Genomic DNA, 14,325 nt, shown 5'->3' on the forward strand with positions numbered 1-14,325 from the left:
GGACTGGCACGTCGCAGACCTCGGTTGGCTCGGAGGAGCAATTGCCGGCGGCTTGATCGAGGTCGCGGCAATCGCCGAAAATGATCTTCCCTCTCCTGCGTTAGCTGGCCAGCATTGCGCTGACCAGCTGAGCCGTGCGGGGCGCCAGGGTCAATCCGATGTGCCCATGCCCGAAGGCAAGGATGACGTCCCTGCCGCCTTTTGATGGCCTGATGACCGGCACGGAATTGGGCATTGAGGGCCGGAACCCAAGCCAGGAACGACTTGGCGCCCCGAGTTCGGGGAAGAATCTGCGCGCATTCCTCACAAGGGCTTGCGTAAGCCGCGGATTCCCCGGAGCGGTCAGTCCGCCAAGTTCCACCAGGCCGGCAACACGCAGCCGCCCCTGCATCGGGCAGAAGTAAAAGCCGTGGGCGGTGGGGCAGACCGGCCGCTCGACCGGCAGGTCCGCCATGTCATATTCAACGTGGTAGCCACGCTCGGTATCAAGCTGCACGGCATCACCGAGCGATGCAGCCAGCTTGCGCGAATGGGCACCGGCAGCAATGACGACCGTGCGGGCGCGCAGCTCGTAACCCGAAGCTGCGATGCAAAGGCCGCTTCGCTCGCGCACGATGCTGCTAACCGATGCCTGAACGAATTCCACGCCTGCCCGCTTCACGGCTGCGGTGAGGAGGTGCATCACCTGGCCCGGATCACTGAGATTGATCGCGTTCGGGAAGAAAACCCCGCCTTCAAATCCAGTGAGGCGAGGCTCCAGCCGGGCTACTTCGCCGGCCGAGAGAAGCTCTTGCGAAACGCCATGGTTGCGACGCAGCTCTATATCGGCACCAGCCGCCTTGAATGCCTTTCGCGTCTCATAAAGGTAGAGGCAACCCTTTGCGGATAGAAAGTTCGAAGCGCTTATCTCCGCGGCGAACTCCGTCCAGGCGGACGAGGCGTCCGAAACAAGCTCGGCAATCCGGCCGGCATTTCCACGATAGCGATGTGGGAGAGACTCGTAGGCAAACCGGGCGAGCCAGGGGAAGAGGGTCGGCAACGCCGATGTCCGGACCGCCAAAGGGCTATCCGGACTGAGGATAAGCGACAGGAAATTTCGAAGCACCGACGGAGTTCCCACTGGTATGATCGCATAGTCCGCCACGGTTCCCGCATTGCCGTAGGAGGCGCCTGATCCCGGCTCGTTTGGTTCAATAACGATGACCTCGCGCCCATCGGCGCGAAGTCGAAGGGCGATCGCCAGGCCGATGACGCCGCCGCCCACGACGGCGATATCTGTCGAAATCCGTTTCATTTCTTCCATATTTTTCAGAGAAAAGCAGTCACTGGCGCAGTCGCAATACCAGGGCGGCACGGCTGGAAACTTCGCGCTCAGCCTGGTTTTGCGTATCTTGCGACATAAGCGACCGTTCGAGGTTCCCTGGGATTATCAAGCACATCCGCAGCCGGACCCTGCTCGATAATCCGACCGCCGTCGATAAAGACGACCCAATCCGATACCTCCCGGGCAAATGGAAGTTCATGCGTGACGATGATCATCGTCATCCCATCGCCTGCAAGCTCGCGCATCACACGCAGCACTTCACCGGTCGATTCCGGATCGAGCGCGGAGGTCGGCTCGTCAAACAGGAGCACGGTTGGCGACAAAGCCAGAGCCCGCGCGATCGCTACGCGCTGCTGCTCGCCGCCCGACATTTGTTCCGGATAAGCAAGCGCCCGGTGCACAAGGCCAACCCGGGTCAGCAATCGCACGGCGCGCTCCACCGCCTCGCGCTCCCCGACGGCTGCAGCATGCATCTGCGCCAGCACTACATTTTCCACCGCGGTCAGATGCGGAAACAGATTGAAGCGCTGGAACACCATGCCGACCCGCTGGCGCAGCTTTGCAAGATCTTTGCAGGTCACCGCTCCCTTCGAAAAGATCGCCTCGCCGTTTATGTCGATGGCGCCGTCTTCGGGCTGTTCAAGCAAATTCACGCAGCGCATGAGCGTTGTCTTGCCGCCGCCGCTTTGCCCGATGATGCTGACAATCCGACCGCGTGGAACGTCGAGGTCTATGCCATCGAGAACCAATCTTCCGTCGAAGGATTTTCGAAGCCCCCTGATCTTGATCGCGGCGGCGTTGTCTGGCGCAGTCACTGGGCGCTTTGCTTCAACTGTTACCTGAGCCATTCGTCTAGCTCCCTGCCTGAATCAACGTTCTTGCCAGCCTCAACCGCCGGCGGCGACCAAACGACAAGGGTATGCCGTCATGGATCGTACGCTCGAGCCAGAGAAGGCATTGCGAGACGGGATAGCAGACGGCAAAATAGATCGCCGCAATCACCAGATAGACCTCGAGCGACCGGAATGTCTCCGAAGCGATCAATTGCGCTCTCGTCATCAGCTCCGCCGCCGAGATCGTCACCAGCAATGAGGTCGACTTCAACAGATCGACGAACATCGTATTGGTGCCCGGCAGCGCAAGGCGGAGTGCTTGCGGCAAGATCACATGACCAAAGGTGGTGGCACGACCAAGACCCAAAGCATGCGCCGCCTCATTCTGACCCGAGTGAATGCCTGCTATCGCCGCGCGAAAGATTTCCGACAGATAGGCTGCATAGAACAAGACCAGGCTGAGCACACCGGCGACAAAGACGCTGAATCTGATCCCGACCGAGGGCAAGCCGAAGTAGGTGACGAAGATGATGGCAAGCAGGGGCACATTCTTGAAGACTTCCGTGTAGATGGTCGCCGGCAGGCGCACGATGCGCAACCGATTGAGGCGCATCAAGGCAAGCGCGAGTCCGAGGATCGCCGCCCCAACGAAGCTAGCCACCGTATAGGCAAGGGTCCGTAAAAGACCCTCGCCGAGATTGCCTGCATAGTCGCCCCAGGGAACTTGAAACAATTGAGCAAGAGGCTGCCAAAAGCTCATGTCCGTTCCTCCACTCAATCGGCGACGGATGGAGGTGACCAAGCCTGCGGTCGGTCGACGCCACGCCGCTGTGCCGCCATCTCCGGCGACGGAACCAGGAACTGCTTGGGATCGCCGCCCCATTTCGTCACGAGCGCGGCAAGCGAGCCGTCCTTATACATCGCATCGATCTGATCGGAGATTGCCTGTGCGAGCTTCGGCGCCTGCTTGGGCAGATAGAAGCCGGTCATATAGGGCTGGAAATATTTGTAGTCGGGATGAGAGGCAACCTGCTCTGCGGTCGGCGCATTGAGATAGGCAACCCGAAACTTCATGTCGGGCCGTTGCTGTTGCTGATAGATGATCAGCAGCGGATCGAGAAAACCGATGTCGAGCCTTCCCGATGAAAGATCCGAAAAGACGCTATCGGCTGTCGGATAGGTGCGCGCATCGGCCTTCGGAACTTCGGCAATCGACTTGGCCCAGACATATCCTGTCACCGTGCCGAGTGCCTTGCCCTCCAGGCTCTTTACGTCGGGATAGGAAGCATCGCCATGCACGGCCATGGCCGGCGGCGAATAGTAGGGCGGATCGGTGAACAAGCCCACCTTCTGCCGTGCATCGGACCATGCGATGCCGCCGATCGTGATATCGGCGCGTTGTGACTGTACCGCGGCAAGCATGCCGGGGAAATCGGTTACCATCGTCTCGATCTTGAGGCCTAGCTTCTTGGCGACCGCGTCGAGAATGTCGCTATCGAGCCCGACGAGCTTCTCATCCTTCAATGCCGTGTAAGGCATATAGGGCTCTATTGCGACCTGCAGCACGCCCGGTTTCAGCGTTTCCAGGTCTTCGGCATTTACAACCGTGGATAATGACACCAAGCCAAAGCCAAATCCCAGGATTGCTGCCATCCCGCGTTTGAAACGAGAATGCGGGAAAATATCGTTGCTAATCATGTTCACCCTCCTTATATTTTTGTAATATATTACAGAGTATATTATCGAGGTGCATTGTCAAGTGATTCAGCTCAAAGCGGATCGGATCACGCGCACGGATGGAGACGAGGTGTATGGACACTTGGATGTCGGAGGAGATGCTCGACGACCCGGAAGCGTCGCTGACTTTGGCCGAACGCACCTATCTGCAGCTGCGCGAGGACATCATCACGGTGCAGCTGGCGCCAGGTACCATCCTTAAGGAAAATGACGTGATGCGCCGGCTCGACGTCGGCCGTACGCCCGTACGGGAAGCCTTCCTGCGACTGCAACGCGATGGTTTTGTCGACGTCAATGCACGACGAGGCACCTTTGTCAGCAGGATCGACATCAGTGATCTCACCGCAATCTATGAGGCCCGGGCCAGGATCGAATCCTGGGCAACGCGACTGGCGGCAGAACGCTTGCGCGAACCGGAACGCCGCGAGGCCGGCGAGCTGATTGAGGCGCTAAAGGCGCTCTCTCTCCCATCGGAACTGGACGCGCTGCTCGCGCTCGACCGGCGTATTCACCGTTTCATTTATCGCTGCGCCAAGAACCGGTATCTCTTCGACACACTCGACCACTACCATAACCTTTCGCTCAGAATCCTGCATGTCGCGATGCGGCGGTTTCCTGAACTTTCCCCGGAACTCGATAAGGTCGTGCAGGAGCAGATCCTTATGCTTGAAGCCGTCTGCCGCGGAGATGCCGATACTGCGGAACGAATTGCCCTGCATCATGTCCTCAGTTTCGAACAGGAGGTCCGCAAGGTCATCTGACCGCGTTGAAGAAGCTGAAGCTTTCCACCTCGCCGCACCATTGATTCGATGAACTTCGACGATCGGCTCCGAATGCTCGTCTAGTGACGATGATCTGCCAATTTTTTCAAGGCAATCTTACCGCCAGTGCTCGCATGGCTAACCAATTGCCGCAACGCTAGAGATCGACCCGAGTACTAAAGTGTACGTTTATCATATCAAACTTGGTGCAGACGATAGAATGTACAGCTTTTACAAGAAAACGCCTTCTTCCGATTAAGATAACAAGCATGCATCCGATGGTTGAGGCAATTGTTTTTTGATTAACCGTGTGCATTTCAAATAATGTAACAACATATATGCCATAAATGGCGCATTACTCTATGAGCTGCGCTATGGAAATACTAAAAGCCAAACAGAAATTTCAGCGTTTTATGTCCATTCGGTCCGATAATCCGGACTTGCTGAAAGCTCAGTACCGCGCTTTCACACGGCAGATGCCGATGATGTATTTGATCCTGATTTCGAGTACATGGGCGCTTTCCATTACCCATATGCAATCAGCGCCGACTTGGCTCACCATCGGTATCCCAACTTTCTTCACGCTCGGCTGCATGCTCAGGATCACGTTCTGGTGGAGGACACGCAATGTCGATCCCCAGCCCGAAGTGGCTTATGCAGCGCTCGTCCGCACCAATCGCCTGGCTATCGGGATCGCCACTGCATTCACCATTTGGTCATTCTTGCTGGTGCCCTATGGCGATGCATATGCTCAATCTCATGTCGCCTTCTATATGGCGATTACCGTCATCTCATGCATTTTCTGCCTGATGTATGTTCGCTCCGCGGCATTCATAGTCACTGTGATCGTCAATGGAGCATTCGTTTTATTTTTCGTGGCCTCAAGGCAACCGACTTTCATTGCGATCGCTATCAATGTGGCACTGGTCTGCGCGGGCATGATGTCGATTCTCCTGACGAACTACCGCAATTTCGAGCGCATGGTTATCTCGCAGCAACGCACGGAAGCGCTTAGCAATGAGAACCTCTTGCTTGCAAATATCGATAGCCTGACGGAACTACCCAATCGCCGCGCGTTTTTTACGCATCTGGAAGCCGAATTCGAAAGGGCCAAGGCCGAAAACACGCGACTGGCCCTGGGCGTCATTGACCTCGATGGCTTCAAGCCGGTCAACGACCTTTACGGACACTCCGTGGGGGATAGGCTGCTGATCGACGTCAGCAGGCGCCTAACGACCAGCTTGAAAGCCAGCCGGGCGTTTCGATTGGGCGGCGATGAGTTTGCAATTGTCGCTCCGCTCGCGCCTGAAGATGCTCAGCTCGTTAAAAACGCGAATGCGATTTCCGAATGGCTCGGAGCGCCTTATCATCTACCGGAAGGAACGGTGCATGTATCCGCATCGATGGGAATAGCAGTCTTTCCAAACCTCGCTTCTACTCTCGAGCAGCTTTTCGACAGGGCTGATTATGCCCTCTACTATGCCAAGAGAAATCGTCGCGGGGGCGCAGTCCTATTTGACGCTGAGCACGAAAAGCAGATCAATATAGAGGCGCGCATTGAGCACCTGCTCAAGCAAGCCAATCTGGAAGACGAACTCTCGGTCATGTTCCAACCGATTGTGGACTTGGAAAATGACCAGACGGTTGGCTTCGAGGCCCTGGCCCGCTGGCACAGCCCGATTCTTGGGCAGGTCTCGCCCGCACAATTCTTTCCCATTGCCGAACGGGCTGGTATCGTCGGTTCGCTGACGCGGCCTCTGCTCAAGAAGGCACTGGCCTTCGCATCGGAGTGGGAAGAACCTTTGCGCCTGTCGTTCAACCTGTCCGCCTTCGATCTCAATTCCAGCGAAGGGGCGCTGTCGTTGGTCGGAATCATCGAGAGTAGCCGCTTTGACGCGAAACGTCTTGATCTCGAAATTACCGAAACGGCCTTTACGCACGATTTCGACCAGATCAAATCGTCGGTCGAAATGCTGCGGCGCCTCGGTTGTGGCATTTCACTGGACGACTTCGGCACCGGTTATTCCAGCCTGACGCGGCTGCATGCTCTTCCCTTGACCAAGATCAAGATCGACCGCAGCTTCGTCACAGATTTGCACAAAAGGCCCGCCAGCTACAAAATAGTGAAATCTCTTCTCACCCTCAGCCGAGACATGGGGCTGGAATGCGTGGTTGAGGGCGTTGAGACACCCGAAGAGCTTGCGGCCCTTCGAGGGTTGGGAGGTACGCTGGTGCAAGGCTACCTCTATTCGCGGCCACTGAGCGAAAAAGGCGCTGCCGAATGGTGTTTCACCGCCGCGCGGCAAGCTGGCTCATCAGCAAGCTGAAACCCCAATATCCCCGATACGTGCCACAGATGACTTGCTCCTGATGGGAATAAGGGCTCCGGCTGCCTGGCAGGCCAGAGCCCTGCTAGGGGTGTGGATGGTGTTGGCGCGACCACCGTTGCGCGTGAAAGGTCATCCGCTCGAGCGAATTGCCGCGGTCAAAGGAAGCCGGCTGGCGACGGTTGCCGGTAATGCGCCACCCAGAATGCCGATCGCAAGTCCGAGCAGACCCGCCGTCGCCATCACATCGCCAGTTACGGAAAGCTGGAACGCCATGCGCGCGCCATTGGCACCAACCGTGCTTGCCTGCCAGCCATTGAAGACCAGCCAGGATGCCATCAGCCCGAACGCCACGCCAAGTGCGGCAAGCACGATCGCCTCTACCCATGTGCCGAGAAACGCGGACATTCTGCTGAAGCCGAGTGCCCGCACCGTTGCGATCTCGACGGTACGGTCCGACACGGAGTTCATCATCGTGTTGAGTGCCCCGGCGGTCGCGCCAACGGCCATCAACAGCGCAAGCGGCCAGCCGAACAGCCGGATGAGGCTGGCCGTGCGGGCCGATTGCGCCGCATAGAGATCGGCCTCCACAACGGCGCGCAGCGGCGTCGTCCTTATTGTGTCGAGCTTGGCTTGCAGCCGTGGCAACAAGGCAGGATTGGCAAGGCGCAAGCGCAGGCTCTGGACCTGCCCCTGCCGGTCGAAAGCCGATCGAACAGCGTCGAGATCGCCCCAGATCTCGGACTCGAAGGCGCTGCCTCGCGCCGAGAACAGGCCGACCACCGTCCAGTCAACCGTGCCGAGCCGCAGGGTGCTGCCGATCGATATTCCGAGCTGCTGCGCGAGGCGGTCCCCGACGACAATCTCGCGCGAGCCGGATGTGAACTGACGGCCGGCCGACAAGGCAATATGGTCTCGGATCGAGGGACCGGACTGATCCATGCCGCGAAGAGCCAAGGTCCGACCCGCGTCTGAGCCGCTCGATTTGACGTCGACTGCAACGACGATCTCGCGCGAAAAAATCGGCACGCTGTTGGCGTCTCGCGTCACGCCGATATCGTCAGTCATTGCGCTCAAGGTGCGAATGACCGAGGACGGAACGTCGGAGCCGTTTTCCTGATTGGTGCCGCCACCGAGGACAACCGCGACCGAATTGGACCCAGCACTTTGCAACGCCGTCTCGAACCCCCTTGCCATGGCCAGGAAACCTGCGAGAACGCAGACGACGAGCGTCACGGAAAGAACCATGGAGGCGGAGATGGCGATGCGTCGCGGCAGGCTGAGCAGGTTTGCCCTGATCATGACGAATGCTTGCTTGGCATTGGAGGACATGAATCTACCTCGTTCTGAATGCGGAGATTATCGGGATCCTGAGCGCGTTCAGGGCCGGAAGCGCGCCGGTCACAAGCGCTAACAGGGTAACCATCGCCAGGGCTCTTGCAAAAATCGCATTTGAAAAGACGAGGCCGATTGCTGGCCCCGTGATGATCGTTGCAAGCAGTGCAAACATGAGACCGATGGTGGCGCCGACCACGAATATGAAGAATGTTTCACCCAGGATCAGAGCCATGATCCACGAGCCGGAAAAGCCCAGGGTTTTCAACATGCCGATCTCGAAGGTGCGCTCGCGAACGGCAAAGACCATGGTATTGCCGACGATCATGAGCAGCGTGACGAATGCTGCCCCGACCACCATGTCGACGATCAATCCGATATCGGCATATTGGCGCAAGAAGGCCTCGAGGAACTGTTTTTCCGACCTGGTCTGTGTCGGCGCCGCAGAATTGGCGAACAGCTGATCTATCTTCGAGGCAAGTTCTCCCGCCTGGACACCTGGTTGAGGTCTGACGATGAAGGCATCGACCGTGTCCTTGTTGCGAGCTCTGAGCGCATTGACATAGTCGTATTGAGCGACCACGAAATAGGTGTCCGAGGAGGCGTTTTCGCCGTCGAAGACGCCGACGATTTCAAAGGACCAGTCGCGGCTGCCATCCTGCTTTGCCGTATCGAAGCTGGTGACGGTGATCTTCTGGCCGACGCCCCAGCCTTGCGCCTCGGCAAGCGCCCGGCCGACGAGGACAGTACTGCGATCCTTGCCAAGTGCGCTCATCAGATCCGGCGTTAGCCCGAGCTCCTTGCCGTTCGAACTGAAGAGCCGGGCAGGCTCGGCAGCACTCACGGGAATGATGTTCTTTTCGACTGTTACAAAGCCGCGCAGGCGCGACATATAGCCGACAGTGGCTACACCTGGTTCGGCGCCGATCCGGTTCAGGTAGGAAATCGGCAGTGGCTGGGCGCGGCCGGCCGCGCTCATGACGCCAAGGATGTCCTCGCTGGCCGCCGACGAGCCCTGGCTACCGTCAATGAAGCTCGTCGTCAGGCCGTAGATGAGAAAGGCCGTGGCGACGCTGACCATCAACAATATCGTGCGCAGCGGCTTACGCCACGCACTCTTTCGCACGAGATCGAGGAACGTCATGCGTCCGCCCTCCGCTCTTCGACGAACTTGCCCTTGTCGAGATGAAGCGTTCGGCCGGCATAGCGTGCGGCTTGCGGGTCGTGGGTCACCATGATGATGGTCTTGCCGAGCTCATGGTTCAGAAAACGCAGCATTTCCAGCACCTCGTCCGCCGAACGGCGGTCGAGATCGCCCGTTGGCTCGTCGCAGAGCAGCAGGGCCGGGTCCGCGACGATCGCCCGCGCGATGCCGACGCGCTGCTGCTGGCCGCCCGACATCAGCTTCGGATACTGCTTCTGGCGACCCGAAAGTCCGACCAGATCCAGAACCTTGTCAACGCGGGCATGGCGTTCCCGCAACGAGAGCGGCTTCAGCAGAAGCGGCAGTTCGATGTTTTCGGCCGCGTTCAGCATCGGCAGGAGATTATAGAACTGGAAGACGATGCCCATATTGTGAGCGCGCCAGGAGGAGCGGGCCGACTCACCCATCTGGTCAAGATTGCTCACCCCGATGCGCAGGCGGCCCTGATCCGGCTCGTCTATGCCTGACAGCATGTTGAGCAGCGTCGATTTTCCGGATCCGGAAGGCCCCATGATTGCTGCAAACTCGCCGCGGGCGATTTGCAGGTCGAGATTGGAAAAAATTGGGATAGTCTCCGTCCCTATCCTGTATTCCTTCTTGACGCTGTTGAGCACGATATATGGCTCGTTGCCGGTAGAAGAGGTCATTGAAGATTGTCTCCTGACTGTTGGGCTGGAACGGTGGAAATACGAATACGGGCGGCCATGTTCGGCATGATGCCGTCGGGTGGATTGAGGAGCGCAAGGCGCAGCGTGATCGTGCCTTTCTCCGCCGAGGCGACCGGCCACAGCTGCAGGATCTCGATCGCGAAAGGCTTGTCCGGGAAGCCGTCGAGGACGGCCTCGCCGCGAAGACCCGGCCGAAGCTCGCCGATATTCGTCTCGGCGACGTCGGCGTCGATCACCAGGTTCTTGGTATCGGTGATCGTCAGCAGGCTTTCATTTTCCTTGATACTGTCTATTCGGGCCAGCACCCGGCCGCCGATACGGGCGTCGAGCCGCGTCACCGTGCCCGAGATCGGGGCTCTGACGGTCAATGCATCGACATGTTCTTGCGCGATCTGCACGCCGAGTTGCGCTCTGGCATAGCTTTGGCGCGCCTGGTCGACGGCATTCGACGCCGTGTCCCTGGCTGTTTGCGCCTCCTCGACGGATTGGATGGAGACGGCGCTCTTTGCAGAGAGCGCCACATTACGTCGCAGCGAGCTGTCGGCCTGCTTGAGCGCCAGGATCTTTCCGTCAAGGACGAGCTTTGCGGCATCGTTGTCGGCCCTGGCTTGCTCGAGCGAGAAGTCGGCGCTGACGTCATCGATTCCGACGATGATCTGCCCGGCTTCGACGCGATCGCCGATGCGCACGCCAATCGATGCGATCTCTCCCTCATATTTGGAAAAAACCGTCACGATGCGTGGCGCAACGACGAAGCCGGACCCGGTTATCTCGGGCGCTGATGCCAATCTGGGCGAATTGGCGGAAGGGATGGGCGAACCAGTACCGGAACCCGCCCGACTGGGTGTCACGCTTGGTTCGCCGTCGGTTTGCGCTGTTCCCGACGTCACGACTTCCGGCTGGAGAGCGGTTTTGAGGCGAGGCGCGATATCCGGCCAGAAGAAAGCGACTGCGATCGCGCTGATGGCAAGGGCAAACATAGCAATTGAGAGGACAAGCCGCCGGTTCTTCCTGACCGGCGACTCCACTGTTTGGAACGAAGGCTCAAGAGACAACGACCTGAGCGTTTCGGCGAGTTTGCGAGTTTGTTCGGTGTTCGTGTTCATGCCGCCAACATGAACAAGACCCGCAAAGACTCGACCTCAAACGCGTTCCAGCTCGTACTCGATCGCGATCTGGTACTTTTTGCCCTTGCCTCGAAGCGGTCTTCTTGCGCCACTCCGGGGGCGTAGTCTCCGTTGCGCGGCGAAAGCCGATGAAAACAAGAACCAGGACAACATCGATCGCGCCGTGCCAGAAAATCAGGGGTATCAAACAAGGATCGCCGACGGGCAGTGGACGCCGTCGTCATTTCCTCCTACTTGCCGGAAATCATGGCCGTTTCCGATCGCATTCTTGTAGTCAAGCGCGGCCGCGTTGTCGAAGAAATGACGGCATCGAATGCATCCGAAGAGAAAATCATGTTTGCAGCCGTTCATTGATCCCCTCCCGATCCAGGCTCCTCAGCAGGTCGCTTGCACCGAGCATCGCAGGCGGCTTTTTTCTACGGTCGATCTTGTCATGATCGCATGGCGGAATATGCTCACCTTCGGAGGGGTCGATCGGTATCGATCGGCGCAAGTGAGACCACAACAATCATGCCGAATATCAATCTGAAATTGCTGCAAACCTTTCTTCTTGCAGCGGAATCCGGAAGCTTTCGTAAGGCTGCGGAAGAAAGCAACCGGTCACCTTCTGCAGTCAGCATGCAGATCAAGGATCTCGAGGAGCAGATAGGCATCAGCCTGTTCACACGCACGCCGCAGCGGGTCAACCTCACCAGCGAGGGCCAGGTGCTATTCGAGGAGATAGGGCTTGCCATGGCCGATGTGCAGGCAAGCCTCGACAAGCTGACGGAACTCGCCGCCCGTCGCAAGGGAAAGATCCAGATCGCTTGCGCCCCGACCCTTGCCACCAGCCGCCTCGGCGACATCCTATCAACCTTCAAGCTGCGTTATCCACGCAGCGTGGTCGAGGTGCAGGAAACCCCGCCACAGGCGGCGCTCGCCATGCTGCAGCAGCAAGAGGTCGAATTCTACATCGGTCCGGAGGTGCCCAACCTCAACGACTTCCATTTCGAATCGATCATTGACGATCCGCTCGTTGCCTGCATCCCTGAAGAACTCTATGCGGGTGAAAAAACGATCCGGCTGGACGCAATCACGCAGTTCCCGCTGATCATGCTCAATCGCAAGACCGCCGTTCGCGGCCTCGTCGATCGCCTGACGCGCGAGGAAGGCATCGAGCTCAATGTCCAGTATGAAGTCGAGAGCGCGCAGACCGCCTTGGCGCTTGCCTCGTCCGGACTTGGCGTGTCGATCGTGCCGGGCATCGCGCTCGGGCGGAACGTCGACCGCCGCATTCGCGTTGTGCCGCTCGACAATCCCAACGCCCGGCGGGCCGTCGGCATCATCACAACCCGTGGCTACGTGCAGCAGCGCTATGCCGAGCAGCTTATCGCCCTTATCCGCACCAATCTGCGCGGCGAAGGCTGAGCCCTGGAGCAGCTCAACGCTTCACGGAATCGCTCAACTGCTCTATCTCTTTGTTTTCACGCAATTCCGGACGGAAAACCGCTGCGTACTTTTCCTGGAATTGCTCTAGTCGGTCTGTATCCATACGGCCTTGGTTTCGAGATATTCGTGAAGGTGCTCGATGCCGCCCTCGCGCCCGTAGCCGGACATCTTCATGCCGCCGAATGGCACGGCCGGATCGAGCGCGTGATACATGTTCACCCAGACCGATCCCGCCTTGATGCGGCGTATCAACTTGTGCGCCATCCCAAGATTCTGGGTGAAGATGCCAGCCGCCAGCCCATAGGGCGATGCGTTGGCGCGCTCGACCGCCTCCTCGATCGTGTCGAAGGGCATGGCTGAAATGACCGGCCCGAAGATCTCCTCGCGGGCGATCCTCATCTCGTCCCTGACATCGCCGAATACGGTCGGGGCAATGAAGTTTCCCTTATCGTAGAGAGAGCCGGAAAGGCGCGTGCCGCCCGCAACCAACGCGGCGCCTTCACTCTGTCCGGATGCGATGAAGCTCTCGACGATTTGCGCCTGGCGGGCGGATATCAGCGGCCCGATATCAGTCTCAGCATCAATCCCATGACCGATCCGCAGCGAGCGGGCAAAGTCGCCGACTTTGGCCACGAATTCCTCGTGGATCTCGCGCGCCACGAACAGGCGCGAACCGGCGATGCAAATCTGCCCCGAATGCGCAAAGACCGCCATGGCGGCGACAGGCACGGCACGATCTATGTCAGCATCACGGCAGACGATCACCGGCGACTTGCCGCCAAGCTCGAGCGAGACCCGTTTCAGATTGCCGACTGCGGCACGGGCGATCGATTGCCCGGTGGCGGTGGATCCCGTAAAGACGATCTTGTTGACGTCGGGATGTTCGGCCAGCCGGGCACCGGCGACCGACCCCTTGCCGGTGACGATGTTGACCACTCCGTCCGGCACGCCGGCCTCTTGCATGAGTTTGGCAATGAGCAGCGGCGTGAGTGGTGCATCCTCCGAAGGTTTGAGCACCACCGTGCAGCCTGTTGCCAGCGCTGGGGCGATCTTCCAGATCGAGGCCGCGGTGGGCGCGTTCCAAGGAATGATCGCACCGACAATCCCGATCGGCTCCCGACGGGTGAAGGTCACGATCTCCCCGGGAATTGAATTGTCGATCACCTCGCCATGAAGCGCGGTCGCCATGCCGGCATAAAACCGCAGCATGCCGACGACCCGCCGTTTGTTGGCAAGCGTGCGCATGATCGGCATGCCCATGTTCAGCGTGTCGGAAACCGAGAGGCGCTCCCAGTTCTCCTCGAACAGGTCCGCGATTTTCAGGAGCAGCGTCTGGCGCTCATAGGGCGAGAACTTCGACCACGGCCCTTCCAGAGCCTGACGCGCCGCGGCAACGGCGCAGTCGATATCGGCGGGGGCAGCCAGCGGAACCGTTGCAAGGACCGCCCCTGTTGCCGGATTATAGGCCTCGCTGACTTCGCCGGATTGGGCGGCAACCCATTGGCCGCCGATGAACATCGGCCGGAAGCCGCCATCGTAAAGCTCAGCCGCCATCTGCTTGGCGTCGAAAGTCAGTGTCAT

General features: G+C 58.9%; 12 protein-coding genes. 3 read left to right on the forward strand and 9 right to left on the reverse strand.

The window, feature by feature from the left end; genetic code table 11:
* Positions 1–100: 100 nt before the first annotated feature.
* From GA0061100_RS19410 to GA0061100_RS19425, 4 genes are all read right to left on the reverse strand, one after another.
* Positions 101–1,294 (reverse strand): NAD(P)/FAD-dependent oxidoreductase, encoded by a 1,194-nt coding sequence (locus tag GA0061100_RS19410; protein WP_075854746.1) that lies wholly within the window; start codon positions 1,292–1,294, stop codon positions 101–103.
* 77 nt (positions 1,295–1,371) lie between these two features.
* On the reverse strand, positions 1,372–2,172 hold the full coding sequence (locus tag GA0061100_RS19415) for an amino acid ABC transporter ATP-binding protein (protein ID WP_075854381.1): 801 nt from the start codon (positions 2,170–2,172) through the stop codon (positions 1,372–1,374).
* A gap of 4 nt (positions 2,173–2,176) precedes the next feature.
* Positions 2,177–2,917, reverse strand: coding sequence for an amino acid ABC transporter permease (locus GA0061100_RS19420; RefSeq protein WP_075854382.1), 741 nt, complete (start codon positions 2,915–2,917; stop codon positions 2,177–2,179).
* Between the two features lie 14 nt (positions 2,918–2,931).
* Positions 2,932–3,855, reverse strand: coding sequence for a substrate-binding periplasmic protein (locus tag GA0061100_RS19425; protein WP_075854383.1), 924 nt, complete (start codon positions 3,853–3,855; stop codon positions 2,932–2,934).
* A gap of 113 nt (positions 3,856–3,968) precedes the next feature.
* On the opposite strand from GA0061100_RS19425, the gene GA0061100_RS19430 reads away from it, so the two are divergent.
* Together GA0061100_RS19430 and GA0061100_RS19435 are read left to right on the forward strand one after the other, a co-directional pair.
* Entirely contained in the window at positions 3,969–4,655 is a 687-nt protein-coding gene (locus GA0061100_RS19430) for a GntR family transcriptional regulator (RefSeq protein WP_075854384.1), read from the forward strand.
* 374 nt (positions 4,656–5,029) lie between these two features.
* Entirely contained in the window at positions 5,030–6,982 is a 1,953-nt protein-coding gene (locus GA0061100_RS19435; protein ID WP_075854385.1) for a putative bifunctional diguanylate cyclase/phosphodiesterase, read from the forward strand.
* 132 nt (positions 6,983–7,114) lie between these two features.
* Here the strand turns inward: GA0061100_RS19435 and GA0061100_RS19440 are convergent, their stop codons facing one another.
* The 4 genes from GA0061100_RS19440 to GA0061100_RS19455 are packed head-to-tail and all read right to left on the reverse strand — an operon-like array spanning position 7,115 to position 11,169.
* A complete protein-coding gene (locus tag GA0061100_RS19440; protein WP_075854386.1) occupies positions 7,115–8,314 on the reverse strand; it encodes an ABC transporter permease in 1,200 nt (399 codons plus the stop codon).
* 4 nt (positions 8,315–8,318) lie between these two features.
* Entirely contained in the window at positions 8,319–9,461 is a 1,143-nt protein-coding gene (locus GA0061100_RS19445) for an ABC transporter permease (RefSeq protein WP_075854387.1), read from the reverse strand.
* Positions 9,458–10,168, reverse strand: coding sequence for an ABC transporter ATP-binding protein (locus GA0061100_RS19450; RefSeq protein WP_075854388.1), 711 nt, complete (start codon positions 10,166–10,168; stop codon positions 9,458–9,460). Before GA0061100_RS19450 ends, GA0061100_RS19445 begins: the two co-directional genes overlap by 4 nt.
* Entirely contained in the window at positions 10,165–11,169 is a 1,005-nt protein-coding gene (locus GA0061100_RS19455; RefSeq protein WP_244557889.1) for an efflux RND transporter periplasmic adaptor subunit, read from the reverse strand. The genes GA0061100_RS19450 and GA0061100_RS19455 overlap by 4 nt, the downstream gene beginning before the upstream one ends.
* A 657-nt stretch (positions 11,170–11,826) precedes the next feature.
* Between GA0061100_RS19455 and GA0061100_RS19460 the strand changes: the two genes are divergently transcribed.
* A complete protein-coding gene (locus GA0061100_RS19460; protein WP_075854389.1) occupies positions 11,827–12,723 on the forward strand; it encodes a LysR family transcriptional regulator in 897 nt (298 codons plus the stop codon).
* Positions 12,724–12,828: 105 nt separating this feature from the next.
* On the opposite strand, the gene GA0061100_RS19465 is transcribed toward GA0061100_RS19460, so the two are convergent.
* The gene (locus GA0061100_RS19465) at positions 12,829–14,325 is read right to left on the reverse strand and encodes an aldehyde dehydrogenase family protein (protein ID WP_075854390.1); all 1,497 of its coding nucleotides are present in this window, start codon (positions 14,323–14,325) and stop codon (positions 12,829–12,831) included.

This window comes from Martinezella hainanensis (assembly GCF_900094555.1).
Taxonomy (GTDB): domain Bacteria; phylum Pseudomonadota; class Alphaproteobacteria; order Rhizobiales; family Rhizobiaceae; genus Rhizobium; species Rhizobium hainanense.

Excerpts from the sequence above, each read along its gene's own strand:
- GA0061100_RS19440 (WP_075854386.1), bottom strand. The coding sequence starts at position 8,314 with ATGTCCTCCAATGCCAAGCAAGCATTCGTCATGATCAGGGCAAACCTG.
- GA0061100_RS19455 (WP_244557889.1), bottom strand. The coding sequence starts at position 11,169 with ATGTTTGCCCTTGCCATCAGCGCGATCGCAGTCGCTTTCTTCTGGCCG.
- GA0061100_RS19420 (WP_075854382.1), bottom strand. The coding sequence starts at position 2,917 with ATGAGCTTTTGGCAGCCTCTTGCTCAATTGTTTCAAGTTCCCTGGGGC.
- GA0061100_RS19460 (WP_075854389.1), top strand. The coding sequence starts at position 11,827 with ATGCCGAATATCAATCTGAAATTGCTGCAAACCTTTCTTCTTGCAGCG.
- GA0061100_RS19435 (WP_075854385.1), top strand. The coding sequence starts at position 5,030 with ATGGAAATACTAAAAGCCAAACAGAAATTTCAGCGTTTTATGTCCATT.
- GA0061100_RS19425 (WP_075854383.1), bottom strand. The coding sequence starts at position 3,855 with ATGATTAGCAACGATATTTTCCCGCATTCTCGTTTCAAACGCGGGATG.
- GA0061100_RS19430 (WP_075854384.1), top strand. The coding sequence starts at position 3,969 with ATGGACACTTGGATGTCGGAGGAGATGCTCGACGACCCGGAAGCGTCG.
- GA0061100_RS19465 (WP_075854390.1), bottom strand. The coding sequence starts at position 14,325 with ATGACACTGACTTTCGACGCCAAGCAGATGGCGGCTGAGCTTTACGAT.
- GA0061100_RS19415 (WP_075854381.1), bottom strand. The coding sequence starts at position 2,172 with ATGGCTCAGGTAACAGTTGAAGCAAAGCGCCCAGTGACTGCGCCAGAC.
- GA0061100_RS19445 (WP_075854387.1), bottom strand. The coding sequence starts at position 9,461 with ATGACGTTCCTCGATCTCGTGCGAAAGAGTGCGTGGCGTAAGCCGCTG.
- GA0061100_RS19450 (WP_075854388.1), bottom strand. The coding sequence starts at position 10,168 with ATGACCTCTTCTACCGGCAACGAGCCATATATCGTGCTCAACAGCGTC.
- GA0061100_RS19410 (WP_075854746.1), bottom strand. The coding sequence starts at position 1,294 with ATGAAACGGATTTCGACAGATATCGCCGTCGTGGGCGGCGGCGTCATC.